This is a genomic window from Chryseosolibacter histidinae, from assembly GCF_018598225.1.
GTDB lineage: Bacteria > Bacteroidota > Bacteroidia > Cytophagales > Cyclobacteriaceae > Chryseosolibacter > Chryseosolibacter histidini.
The window spans coordinates 35,584-48,752 of record NZ_JAHESF010000026.1 but is presented as its reverse complement, the minus strand read 5'-3'; the positions used below and the strand labels follow the sequence as shown (position 1 = coordinate 48,752).

Here is a 13,169-nt window from a genome sequence, read left to right as displayed (position 1 = left end):
GGGCAAGACCTCAGATGTTGTTTTTCTTATCATTCGTGAGCCGCAACTTTCTCAGGAGCCGCCTGATCATGGAGGCATCGGCAGAGTCTTCCACCATTTGTTCGCTCAAAGGATTTTCATCTTCATCGCCGATCAGCTTTCTGCCCTGGGCGATCGTTCCCACCACCAGGTACAATCCTGGCACCACAATTACGCCGAAGAGTGTGCCGAGTAACATGCCACCCAGGGATGAGGATCCAATGGTACGGTTTCCGATGGCACCCGGTCCTGTTGCAACCACCAGGGGGATGAGGCCTGCAATAAAGGCGAACGAGGTCATGAGGATGGGCCTGAAACGAACGCGGGCTCCCTCGATGGCGGCCTCCAGCACACTGGCACCCTGCTGATGTTTTTGAACAGCGAACTCAACGATGAGCACGGCGTTTTTGCCCAGCAAGCCTACCAGCATGATCAATCCCATCTGGGCGTAGATGTCGTTGGCAAGACCCATTACCTTCAGTAACAAGAATGAACCGAATACGCCGGCCGGGAGTGACAGGATCACCGCCAGGGGTATGATGAAGCTCTCATACTGCGCCGCCAGCACGAGGTAAACGAAGATCAGCACCACGATAAAAATGTACAACGCCTCACTTCCTCTTTTCGCTTCGTCGTAAGAGAGACCTTCCCATGCAATGTCATAACCCACCGGCAGCGTTTGTTCGGCTACCTCCTGGATCGCGCGGATGGCATCACCGCTGGTGTAACCCGGGGCGGGAAGCCCGCGGATGGAAGACGAGTTGTAAAGATTGAAACGTGTGATCTCGTTAGGCCCCTGCGTTTTTTTCATACGCATGAATGACGAGTAAGGCACCATTTCATCACGATCATTTTTGATAAAAAGATTGAGGATGTCAGAGGGTAACCTTCTGTATTCGGGTGCGGCCTGGGTGTAAACTTTGTAGAATGTACGGAACCGCGTGAAGCCCTGCTCATAGGTGCTGCCGATCAAAATATCGAGGTTCTCCATAGCCTTGCCAATGGAAACACCCTTCTGCATGGCGAGCTCGTTGTCGATGATGAGCTCATACTGCGGATAGTTGGCCGCAAAGAACGTGAACAGGCCGGTCAGCTCTTTTCGCTTACCCAGGGCATGCATGAACTCCGTATTCACCTTATCAAATTCCTGGTAGTCGGTGGTGGCGGCTTTGTCTAACAAACGCAACGAAAAACCGTCTGACGAACCATAACCAGGCACAGCGGGCGGCTCAAAGTACTCTACCACCGCGCCGAGATCTTTTGATTTCTGCTCGAGCTCTTCCACGATCTCATGTACGGATTGTTTACGCTCCGACCAGTCTTTTAAGTTGATGATACAGGTACCTGCATTTGAGCCGCGGCCTTCCGTCAGGATCTCATAACCGGAAAGGGATGACACGGATTGCACACCCTCTACGTCTTCCGCAAGCTTCTGCAGTCTTCTCGACAGGTCGTTGGTCCTTTCAAGGGTACTGCCGGGAGGCATCTGAAGAATGGCGTAGATCATGCCCTGGTCTTCACTGGGAATAAACCCGGCCGGAACCGTCTCGTTCATCAAAAAAGTTCCGATGGCAAAGAGGGCAAAGCTTCCATAGGTCACCGACCTGCGATTGACGATGTAGGCAAGCAGACCCGTGTATTTGCCTGTGACGTATTCGAACCGGTTGTTAAACCAGTCTATGAACTTATCCACCGGAGATCTGCGCCTGGGCTTACCGTGGTTGTTTTTAAGGATGATCGCACAGAGCACCGGCGTGAGCGTGAGCGCAACAACGCCCGAAAGCACGATCGCGCTGGCCATGGTAATGGCAAACTGCCTGTAAAAGACCCCGACCGGGCCCGTCATAAACGATACCGGAACAAAAACAGCTGTCATGATCAGCGTGATGGCAATGATGGCGCCGCTGATCTCGTCGAGTACCTTCACCGTTGCTTTATAGGGTGAAAGATTGTCCTCGTGCATTTTAGCATGCACTGCTTCCACTACCACAATGGCGTTGTCTACCACAATGCCGATGGCGAGCACCAGCGCGAACAGCGTGATCAGGTTGATGGTCAGCCCGAACATCTGCATGAAGGCAAACGCGCCGATCAGCGATACGGGAACAGCGAGTGTGGGGATCAGTGTTGACCGCCAGTCGCCGAGAAAAATGAACACCACAAGCGCCACAAGGATGAACGCTTCTATGAGGGTATGCATCACCTTTTCGATGGATGCATCCACGAACTTGGAGACGTCGTAGTTGATGTCGTATTGCATTCCCGGAGGAAAATCGCGTTCCAGCTCTTTCAGCTTGGCCTTCACGCCGTCAATCACTTTGGAGGCGTTGCTTCCAAAATTTTGTTTCAACACAATGGATGCTGACGGAAATCCATCCTTGTTGGAATAGATATCGAAAAACTCGCTTCCCAGTTCGATCTCGGCAACATCCTTAAGCTTCAGGATCTCACCTTCGGCGTTCGCTTTTACAATGATATTCTCATATTCTTTTGGCTCATTGAACCTTCCTTTGTACGTCAGCACGTACTCGAGCGACTGCGGTGTTTTTCCCGACGCCTGCCCCAGGCGCCCGGGTCTTCCGATAACGCTTTGCTCGCTCACCGCCTCCATCACCTCTTCTGTAGAGATGTTGTAAGCGCGCATCCGGTCAGGCTTCAGCCAGATGCGCATAGCGAACTGGCGGCTTCCCAGGATCTGGGCACGACCCATACCGCTGATGCGCTGAAGCTCGGGCAGGATGTGAACGCTGGCATAGTTGTACAGGAATTTTTCGTCGGCATTGGTGTCTGTGCTGTACAGGTTCACATACATCAGCATGCTGGGCTGGATCGGCGAGATGATCACACCTTCGCGCTGAACAAGCGGCGGCAGGTTATTCATCACCTGGTCAACCCGGGTTTTAACGTTTACAACGGCGGCATTAGGGTCGGTGCCAGGCTCGAACACAATTTGAACCGTAGCCTCGCCTGCGCTGGTGGCGTCAGAAATTATATACTGCATACCCTGCACGCCATTGATGGCACGCTCGAGGGGAATGAGTGTGGACTGCACCAGCACATCGGCACTGGAGCCCGGATAGGCTATGAAGATGTTCACCCGTGGCGGAGCGATCTCGGGGAACTGTGAAATAGGCCTTGTATACACGGCCAATAGTCCTATAAAAATAATGGCCAGTGATAGGGATATAGCGAGAACCGGTCTATGGATAAATTTGCTGAACATATTTTTTCCCTTTCATTATGCTGCGTGTGGCATCAGGTCTGCCACGCGGAGTTTGATCGCTTCGCTACAAGGATTTTGGCCTTGTACCAGATCGATCCTGCCGTTTTCTCCTGTACGAGAATGGGCGCAACAACGGATACGGACTTAGAAAACAGAAAAACTACACGAGTACTTGGGCCTTTGGCGAAGTCTCTTGACTATGAAAGTGGGGGAAAAGATCAAATAAGTAGTACGCAGTTGAGCTGGTGCACCGGCGGCCTCGCATCATACCGGAGGGTATTTACCGCAAGGTTGAGATCCGGAGAATGATACGCGGACAGAGACAGCGTGATCTGTGAAAAGTCTATCAGGACCACACGCAACAGGTATTTCTCCTCTTCAGTCTCTTCACTTTCCTCTTCGGCTTTTTCAAAAAGAATGGCATCGAGAACGGAAGACGTGAGTTCCTCTGAATATAGCGTAGCGCCCTGAGACCAGGGCAGAACCGTTACCGACGCCCCGAGGATCTCGAGGAGCATCAGCACAGCTACGAGCAAATTGATCGTTTTGGCTACTTTAAAATACATCTAAACCTGTTTCTAAGTAAAGATGTGAAAAAAAAATGGAACATTATTGCAATTTGTGTGCAGCGGTAGGCCAAACCGGTGCACAATCAACAGGATTGGCTAAGTCGATCAGGAAGAGGGGTAAACCTGATGCCGGCGCAACGAAGGTGATAGCAGGTGTCAGGCTTACCCTTAAGCAATAGCGCCGTTACAGCTTTTCGGCCTGAGCAGCCAATAACTCGATCTCTTCCTGGAGGCTTGCCAGCATTTGTTGTTTTGTAGATACCTCAGAAGCCTTGTAATCTTTCAATGATGCAACGAGCTTCGAAGGTTCCAATTTGCGCAGCAGCTGGTAACGAACCGAAGCGGCCGCTTGTGAAATGCGCCGCAGGCTTTCTTCATCGCTGGCGCCTTTTTCGATTGTCAGATCCTTCAATTGGCCGTCAATAGCAAGTGAAGATTTGGACATTTTTGCGATCACGGTTTGAAGATCGTTTCTCATAGTAGTGATGGCAGCCTCTTCTTTGTTGCCTGCGCCTGCTGTGCATAATTTTTTGTCGCAGGTCTGCGTGCATGACGGCGGGCATGGAGACGGGCATGACGGCGTACACGACTGTGCATGCGTAATGTAAGACGATACTGCAAACACGATCAGGGCAATGAGCTTTTTCATATTGAAATGGTTTAAATTGAACATGTGCAAATTTACGGCGGGGCACTGCCTGGGGTGAGCCAACGAAAAGTTAGAAGAGTGTTAATGAAAAGTTAAAATTCCGGCGAGGTCATCAAAAACGGTGTTCCTGCGAAAATTTGTGGGTATTTTTGCCCTGTAAATACAGCATTCTATGTCAAGGAATCGCGTTTGGATCTATGCCGTTGTCTTGTTCCTGCTGGTGGCAACCATTCTGACAACGCAGGTCACGTGGCTGATGCAATCGGCACGGATCGAGGAGAGCTTTTTGAAACAGCGTGTAAATATGGCGTTGTGCAGCTCCATGGACGTACTGTCTAAAGACTGCGGGCTGTGCACGAATGTTGAAAGTTGTATTTCCCGCGGCGCAGGCACGTTTGAAATTGCTTTCACAAAAGGTGATAAGGCAAAGATCGATTCTGTTATCGGGCGCCATCTGTGGGCCCAGAATATTCAAGTGCCCTTCCAAACCACATTGTCGCCCTACACCGGCGATACAACGGCGAGCCCCTTGTCATTGAGCCAGGCGTTGCTCTTTCCCGCCAAAGCAGGCAGGCAAAATGTATTGGTCCATATCGAGGTACCCTCACAGGCACAGCTGATCCGTTCGCAGATCAACGGCACCTTCATTCTCTCCATTATAGTGTTGATCTTATTGATCTGGATCTTCATCAGCACGGTGAGGGCATTGATCCGTGAGCAGAAGATCAGGAAAGAAACGGTGGATTTCATTAACACCATGGCCCACGATCTGAAGACACCCATTTCGAATATCTCCTTTGCCGTCAGCTTGCTGAATCGCGAGCAGGAGAGCAGCCATTCGCCAAAGAACCAGTTTGTTTCTATCATCGAAGCTGAAACGGCAAAGCTCAAAGACAGGGCAAAAAAGATCCTGGGAATGGCTTCTGTCGACGCGGTGCTTGAAGATTCCACTGACGAAAAAGAGATAGACATCCATGCGCTGATCGATCATGCAATAGATTCCTTCAAAATGAAATTGCAGGAAACACATGGGCGCGTGGAAAAACACCTGGAGGCGAGCCGTACCATGGTGAAAGGAAGCCAACTTCAGCTCTCCAGCGCCATCATGAACATCATCGACAATGCCATTACCTATTCACAAGCCGGCGCGGTGATCAGCATCAGAACCCGGAATGAAGGCAGTGGCATCAGCATCGAGATCGAAGACAACGGCCCGGGCATACCTTCTAATGAGCAGGAGCTGGTATTTAAAAAAGCATATCGCGTAAGGGCCGGAAACAAACTGCCGGAAGGCTTCGGGCTGGGGCTTTACCTTGCCAGGACCTCCGTTGAAAAAAATGGCGGTAAGTTGTCCCTTTCCAGTGATGGTGTTTCAGGAAGTTGTTTTGTGATCCAGCTTCCCTTGTTCTAGTCGGGTTATGGTAGATAAAATACTCATTGTAGAAGACGATGCCAATGCGGGGCTGCTGTTGCAAAACTTCCTGGCATCGGAGGGATACGAAGTAAAGCTGGCGGTAAATATAAAAGCGGGCCTTCAGGCTTTCCTCGGAGATGCGTATAACATGTGCATCCTGGATTGTTCGCTGCCAGACGGCGACGGCTTTTCACTGGCCAAAGAAATAAGGCACAGAAATGAACATGTGCCCATCATATTCCTCACGGCAAGATCACTGCTCGATGACAAGATCAGGGGCTTTCAATCGGGTGCCGACGACTACATCACAAAACCCTTTGAGACCTTTGAGCTGCTCTATAAGATCAAAGCCATCCTTCGCCGCTCTCAAGTCCAGATCACTGGAACAAAGGATTCGTGTTTCAATATCGGTGGTTATCACTTCGATCCTAAGAATCAAACACTCTCCATTGGCAATTCTGTGAAGCGCATCACCGCCAAAGAGAATGAGATCCTGAAGCTGCTTTGCCTGAAAAAGAACCAGATCACAAAGAAGGAGGAGATCCTTATTGCATTGTGGGGAGAAAGTGATTACTTCAAGGGGCGAAGCCTGGATGTGTTCATTGCCAAGCTCAGGAAGTATTTTGCTAATGATTCAAGTGTTAAGATCGAAAATGTTCACAGCGTAGGATTCATTTTATCGGATGGGGTAATTTCGGGCTAGCAACGCGGCTGAAAGGCAGGCGGTAAAATGAAGTTGCACAGGGAAAAGCATCAACATAGAGTTGGAGAACGGGACTGAAAGAAAAAAGATGGGTTTATATCAATTAGGCGCTTACAATCACAAGACCGATCTATCGGAACAGGCAATGATCATTCGGGATTTCGTTCTTAAAACGAATGACTATGACCCAATTAAAAAGTTAATAGAACAATTTGACTCTTTAGAGGAAGAATCGATTTTCATTTTGCGCGCCGCTATTCTTGCAGGCTTTTGGACGTCATATTATGGATTTAGCTGGACAGCAGATCAGGAAATTGAATTTTGGGAGATGGTTTATAACAAGAACCCAAATTCAGGAATTGCAATATTAACATTGGCAGAATCATATCGAGGAAATAAAGTAAAAGATCTTGAAGAAGTGATGCCTTTATATTTCAAGGCAATTGCGATAGATCCGATGCATTTTTATTCGCTTACGCAGGAGGGTGGTGAAGACCTGGAAAAATTAAGGAAGAATGTGGCGATGAATAAAAAATTATTGGGCCTGGAAATGGATATAATGAAGAATTTACACAATTACTCCAGGGAAGAATTCCTGGACCAGCAACCCTATCTTTTAAAGATGTGTTATAATGATAAAGAGCTTGAAGAATATGTTTCGATGAAGATCAACAGTTTGATTTCCAACCTTCCTTGAATAAGAAATTACGCAGACGAATACCCGCCATTTATTTTTGAATAGCAATGATGGTCTCCCAGACTGTTGCCGATGTCATTGAAATCGAGTCTTCACTCAGCCTGTTGAAGGTATCTGTTGGCTTGTGATAATGTTCAAAAACGGGGGCCTTTGAAAGGATCTCTACAAGGGTCTGCCTGTCAACCTCCAACGCCAGTGCCCTGAAATAATGTTGCGCGATCTCGAGGTCTTTGTCAGAGATGCAGGTGATGGTGAAAGCGTCTTGCAGGCCAGCCTCCCTGAAAGACAAATGGTCGGCGGTATTGGTTACGATGCGGTCAATTCTCCTGGTGACGATCTGCTTTTGTTTCGAAACCGATTCAAAGGTGTTCAGGATCTTTCCGCTGGCTTTTTCGTCTACAGGCCACAAGGCGAATTTATCGCCCAGACCAACCAATTCCATGTTGATCAGTCCCACCAGGTCATTTATGCCACGCTCCTTGGTGTATGCTGTCGAGCCTTTCAATCCTGTTTCTTCTTCGTCGAAGAAAAATATGCGGAGCCCGAGGTTGTCGTTTCCTGACTTTTTAAACTTTCTGATGATGTCGAGGCACACTGCTATAGCGGAGCCGTTGTCGTTTGCCCCAGCCGACTCCTGAACCCTGTCAAAATGTGAGCTCACGCCAATTCTTTTCCGGGCATGCCCCAGGTCAACGATCAAATTGGTGCCGCTGGCGTATTGTTGTTTGGAATAGGCAATCCCCAGCTGCTCGAGTTGCTGTATGATGATCTCGAGTCGCTCATCGTTGAGCTTGTTGTCTAATGCCTGTACCAGGTCGAGATGTTTCATAGGGTGATTGTGCGTCTGGAAATCCTCTGCTACCAAAACATGCAACCACGCAGGTGATGAGGATGCTGTTCCAAGATAATCAAAAGTTTTCCAGTTCCGCCACGGTAGTATGCTGCCATTCAGCGGAGAGCGATGTATCCAGTCAGGGCGATGTCACGCGCATCCACTAAAACGCTAAGAGAAAAGCTTGGAGAGGTTGGGTGTGCTCATTGTCAAAGGCAAGCTGATAGTCTTTGTTACTGATTTTAAGGTCATATTGAATAGTGATCAGTGAACGAAAAAACTATCATCATGCTGCGGCTATGTGATTCATCACCTTGTTTAAAAGATCTTTGGAATTGAACGGCTTGGGCAGCGCGTCATCGGCGCTGGCTTCTTGTGCCAGGTTGTTTATATCTGGGTTTGCGGAGATCATAATGACTACTGGCCGGCTGTTGGAACTCTCTTTTATTTTTTGACACAGGTCAAGCCCGCTTACTCCGCCCAGGTTGATATCAATAATGTAAAGATCCGCACCCTTGCCCTGCTTCAGAAAAGCATCTGCTTCTGAGAAACTTGTAACTTCAAACCTTTGTGCCACCAGCGCTAACGTCATCAGGGCACGCAGGTCCGGGTCGTCTTCAATTATTATGATCCTGATTTTTTCCATCGCACATTTCCCTTTCAAAAATAAAACACCAATCAGTTTCAACGCTCATCAAAAAAAATGCCTCGTCATGATCCGGGGAATCAGCCAGCATTACCTTTAACAAGCCTACCCTTGCGCTATGCGTCGGCCGGCTACTGAAAGACCCTCCCATTCATTACTTTTGGCAGCTGTAGCGTCGCTAGTGTGCAAAATCCAACCCTGTCGGTAGGCAACATCGTCAATTCGAGCTTAAATTGTGATGTTTTTCATACATCTACGGTCACTTTTAAGCCACCGTTTTTCCGCGTAATTATTTCTACATCGCATTTAATTCTATGGCTGTATCGTGCGGTCGCTTAGGCATACAGCTTTTATCATATAAGATTACCTGGCGATAAAATGCAGGAAGCTCGCCTGGATGGGAGTGATGGCGTACACGATCACTGAAGGTGCAAAAACGTTGGATTGCTCCTGAGCCGTTTGAGCGCTGCAGTTACAGGCGCTTGCTCAAAGATCCGAGCTCTTCCTTGAGAAGCTCTTTAGCACCCTCAGGGTCGGTAATGCTGAATTGATATAAGCACCAACCGCCGTTTTAAGTTTCGCTCAAGGTCTTAAATCGAAACGTTGACCTTAATAAAGCTATCTCAACGCAGTGCCAATCCGCAAATGTCAACTAAGGCAGTACCAGGAAAGGGAAACCAGTTACATCAGCGCATCAAAATGAATGGGTAGTTTATTAATACGCCGTCCTGTTGCATGGAATATTGCGTTGGTAATGGCTGCGGGCATAGCAATCATTCCGATCTCACCAACGCCTTTTACACCCAGTTCGTTAATAACTTCGTCTTTTTCGTCGGCAAAAATTACTTCGAGGTCATGTATATCCGCATGCACGGGAATATGGTATTCTCCAAGATTGGGGTTCATATATTTGCCCAGGTTTTCGTCAAGGATTGTTTCTTCGCGCAGCGCCTTGCTGATACTCCAAACCATTGCGCCTAAGATCTGACTCCGCGCGGTTTTTGGATTGATGATCTTTCCTGCTGCCACTGCTGTCACCGCTCGTGTCACGTTTATCGTTTTCAGGTCCCTATCAATTTCAACCTCAACGAAAGCTGCGCTGTGGGTGGCCTTGCTGTACTTTCTGAGCTTGAGAAAATGAGGTTTTCCCAAGTTGGTCGTTTTAATTTCCTTTCCTTTGTTGGCTGCAATAATCTCCCTGAAGGAAATAAGCGGTGCGTCGTCAGTTTTTAAAATGATATTTCCATCCGCGAATGAGATTTCATCATCTTCTAATTTTTTCAATCGCGAATTTGATATAGCTCTCGCTTTCTTCAGCAATTTTGCCTTTAACGCTTTTACCGCCATCACCACTGCTACGCCCGTGGATGCCGTTGTTGAGGAACCACCCTGAGAAGCAGAGAATGGGTTTTTGCTATCGCCATAACTAAAGATCACATCTTCGGGTAAGAGACCCAATTCATCCGCCGCGATCTGTGTCATGACTGTAAATGTACCAGTTCCTATGTCAGTAGTTGCATTGTGGATTTCCAATCTTCCTTCTTTGTTCAGGATTGCTTCAACCCGCGATGGGTATTGCTCGGCATCCCAAATTCCAGTTGCCATGCCATAGCCAATAAGCTTATTTCCATGTTGCATACTACCTGGCACCGGGTTTCGGTTACGCCAGCCGAATTTTTCTGCTGCCTTTTCATAACATTGTTTCAATTCCTTGCTTGTAAATGGCTTATCTTCTGCCGGATCATTTTCAGAATAGTTTATCAGCCGAAAATCGAGCGGATCCATATTCAGCTTGTAGGCCAGCGCATCCATTGTACACTCAATGGCGTGCATGGCGGTGCTGGCTCCCGGCGCGCGCATATCAAGTGGTGTGTGTACATTCAGCGGAGCGAGCTTATGCTGGAAAAGTGTATTGGGAGCCGGGTACAGCCGATGACTCCACGAAACCACCTCTTCGATCTTGTCTTCATATTCCGAAGTTTCACTGACAGCAATATGATTCATGGCCGTGATCTTGCCATCATTATTGGCACTGAACCGGGTTTTCTGATAGGTTGGTGGACGATGGCTGAATGGAAACATCTGATGCCTGTCGAGCGTCACCCGCACATTCCTTTTAAGGTGGAGCGCAGCCAGCACACAAAGGAACAGTTGATACTGCGGACGTAAGCCCGAACCGAAAGCTCCGCCAACAAAGGGTGCCAAAACACGAACATCTTTAAAGTGAAGCCCGAAAACATTCGCTACATAAACCTGGTTGTTTATGGTCCATTGGGTTTTATCATAGATCGTGAGCTTTCCTTCTCCTTCGTAAATAGTTGTTGTTGCAAAAAGCTCAATGGGATTGTGATGTTCTGTGCTGTGCAAATATTCTGCTGACACTTTAACGGGCGATTTTTCATACGCTTTTTCGAAATGGCCCGTGGGTTTCGGTGCGTTTTTTTGGTCGCGCGCTTTATCCAGGTTCGTTTCAAGACAGGTCTCGAAAGGTTCCGCCTCGTATTGAACACTGACCAGCGTAGCGGCATAACGCGCGGTTTCATAATCTTTCGCCACCACCAGGGCAATAGGCTGACCGCTGAATTTTATTTCCGCATCATGTAAAGGTTTCAACGCTGAGCCCGAGGGCGCGTCAATGTCCTTGTATTTGAGCTTCAGCCACGCAAGCTTGGGCCGGTTTTCATGCGTGAAGACTTCTACAACACCGTCAAACGCCTTCGCTTTTGTTGTGTCGATACTTCGGATTTTCCCCTTGGTAATTCTGCTGTTGACAACATACCCATAAAGCAGGTCAGGGACATTATACTCGCCCGCATACTTTGCTGCACCGGTTACCTTCGCCCTTCCTTCAAGACGATTGATAGCTTTTCCTACTGATAGCCCTGCCATGTTACGGTAATATTTTTTTCATGTAATAGTCTTTCTCCTGATCAAGGTTGCGCACCGGGTTTTTGTAACTCCGGGTGAAGGGACATCATGCAGTTTCGGATGATCGCTCGTTTTGCAAGCGCTATTTTAAATCGGTTGTATTTAAAACCTTGCGCTCCCTCGAGCATGAGATCCGCTGCCTGTTCGAAGCTCGTTTCGGTCACGGGCTTGCCACGAAGAGCGTCCTCGGCAGCTTTCACGCGCCACGGCTTATGGGCAACTCCGCCCAATGCAATTCGTGCCTCGCGGATCATGTCACCGTCCAGCGCGAGACCCGTTGCCACTGAGACAAGCGCAAAAGCATATGAATTTCTATCCCGGATCTTTAAGTACGCGTAGTTGGAAGAAAATCCGTTAGAGGGCAGGTCGATAGAAGTAATGAATTCACCGTGCTTCAGTGTATTGTCGACCTCAGGTGTACTTTCGGGTAGTCGATGGAAATCTTCGAATGGAATACTTCGCGTGCCATTCGCGTCAGACACATTGACAACCGCCTCGAGTGCAGCCAACGCCACGCACATGTCTGAAGGAAAAACTGCAATACAGTGTTCGCTATGCCCCAATATGGCATGCATCCGGTTGTAGCCGCTGATGGCTGGACAACCGGACCCGGGATGTCGCTTGTTACAGGGGACTTCCGCGTCATAGAAATAGTAGCAACGGGTTCGCTGCATAAGATTGCCCCCATTGCTGGCCATGTTGCGGATTTGCCCCGATGCCCCTGCAAGTATTGCGCTTGAGAGCAGGGGATAGCGCTGCTCGATCAAAGGATGGTAGGCAGTGTCTGCATTCGACACGAGCGCTCCGAGCCTTATACCGCCACCTTCAATTTCTTCAATGGTTTTATTTTCTTTTATTCGATTGATATCAACCAACAGCGCGGGATTAGTGACGTTATATTTCCAAAGATCAATCAGGTTCGTGCCGCCGGCGATAAAATTTGCCCGGTCGTTTCCGGTGACCAGTACACTCGCTTCATGCGTATTGGCTGCCTGTTGATAATCGAATTTATTCACGGGCACCTCCATCCTTCACTTCCATAATCGCATCGACGATACCAACATTCGCACCACAGCGACAAAGATTTCCGCTCATAAGCTCTTTAACGTCTTCCCGTGTTTTTGCTTTGCCTTCATTTAACATACCAACAGCACTGCAGATTTGCCCAGGCGTGCAATAACCACATTGAAACGCATCGTGATCGATAAAAGCCTGTTGAAGAGGATGCAATTGATCGCCGGTTGCGATCCCTTCGATGGTTGTTATTTCTGAACCATCTTTTATTACTGTAAGCGTAAGGCAGCTTAGAATCCTTTTACCATCACACAACACTGTACAGGCGCCACATTGCCCGTGATCACAACCTTTCTTAGTGCCTGTCAGGTTAAGACGATCGCGGATCGTGTCCAGCAGCGATACCCATGGTAAAACATCTACATCATACGGTCGCTCATTGATCTTTAGCTGGACGGTTGGCATGAGGAAATTCT

General features: G+C 48.4%; 11 protein-coding genes. 3 read left to right on the top strand and 8 right to left on the bottom strand.

Annotated elements, in window-relative coordinates; translation table 11 throughout:
- Window positions 1-10 precede the first annotated feature (10 nt).
- The 3 genes from KK083_RS21625 to KK083_RS21615 form a co-directional block, all read right to left on the bottom strand.
- Complete coding sequence (locus KK083_RS21625) at window positions 11-3,241, bottom strand: efflux RND transporter permease subunit (RefSeq protein ID WP_254167513.1); 3,231 nt, start codon at window positions 3,239-3,241, stop codon at window positions 11-13.
- A gap of 218 nt (window positions 3,242-3,459) precedes the next feature.
- On the bottom strand, window positions 3,460-3,807 hold the full coding sequence (locus tag KK083_RS21620) for a hypothetical protein (protein ID WP_254167511.1): 348 nt from the start codon (window positions 3,805-3,807) through the stop codon (window positions 3,460-3,462).
- A gap of 187 nt (window positions 3,808-3,994) precedes the next feature.
- Entirely contained in the window at window positions 3,995-4,459 is a 465-nt protein-coding gene (locus KK083_RS21615; protein ID WP_254167509.1) for a hypothetical protein, read from the bottom strand.
- Between the two features lie 172 nt (window positions 4,460-4,631).
- On the opposite strand from KK083_RS21615, the gene KK083_RS21610 reads away from it, so the two are divergent.
- The 3 genes from KK083_RS21610 (at window position 4,632) to KK083_RS21600 (ending at window position 7,273) form a co-directional block, all read left to right on the top strand.
- Window positions 4,632-5,870 (top strand): sensor histidine kinase, encoded by a 1,239-nt coding sequence (locus KK083_RS21610; protein ID WP_254167507.1) that lies wholly within the window; start codon window positions 4,632-4,634, stop codon window positions 5,868-5,870.
- A 7-nt stretch (window positions 5,871-5,877) separates the two neighbouring features.
- Window positions 5,878-6,576, top strand: coding sequence for a response regulator transcription factor (locus KK083_RS21605; protein WP_254167505.1), 699 nt, complete (start codon window positions 5,878-5,880; stop codon window positions 6,574-6,576).
- Between the two features lie 61 nt (window positions 6,577-6,637).
- Window positions 6,638-7,273: a hypothetical protein gene (locus KK083_RS21600; RefSeq protein WP_254167503.1), complete on the top strand. Its 636-nt coding sequence runs from the start codon at window positions 6,638-6,640 to the stop codon at window positions 7,271-7,273.
- Window positions 7,274-7,304: 31 nt separating this feature from the next.
- On the opposite strand, the gene KK083_RS21595 is transcribed toward KK083_RS21600, so the two are convergent.
- The 5 genes from KK083_RS21595 to KK083_RS21575 all read right to left on the bottom strand — a co-directional run bounded on the left by KK083_RS21595 (window position 7,305) and on the right by KK083_RS21575 (window position 13,158).
- Complete coding sequence (locus KK083_RS21595; protein ID WP_254167502.1) at window positions 7,305-8,102, bottom strand: M28 family metallopeptidase; 798 nt, start codon at window positions 8,100-8,102, stop codon at window positions 7,305-7,307.
- A gap of 289 nt (window positions 8,103-8,391) precedes the next feature.
- Window positions 8,392-8,751 (bottom strand): response regulator transcription factor, encoded by a 360-nt coding sequence (locus tag KK083_RS21590; protein ID WP_254167500.1) that lies wholly within the window; start codon window positions 8,749-8,751, stop codon window positions 8,392-8,394.
- A gap of 681 nt (window positions 8,752-9,432) precedes the next feature.
- Window positions 9,433-11,640 carry a xanthine dehydrogenase family protein molybdopterin-binding subunit gene (locus tag KK083_RS21585; protein WP_254167498.1) on the bottom strand — a complete coding sequence of 736 codons (2,208 nt, stop codon included), beginning with the start codon at window positions 11,638-11,640 and terminating at the stop codon, window positions 9,433-9,435.
- A gap of 41 nt (window positions 11,641-11,681) precedes the next feature.
- A complete protein-coding gene (locus KK083_RS21580) occupies window positions 11,682-12,695 on the bottom strand; it encodes an FAD binding domain-containing protein (protein WP_317195241.1) in 1,014 nt (337 codons plus the stop codon).
- Entirely contained in the window at window positions 12,688-13,158 is a 471-nt protein-coding gene (locus KK083_RS21575) for a (2Fe-2S)-binding protein (RefSeq protein WP_254167496.1), read from the bottom strand. The genes KK083_RS21580 and KK083_RS21575 overlap by 8 nt, the downstream gene beginning before the upstream one ends.
- Window positions 13,159-13,169: the final 11 nt, after the last annotated feature.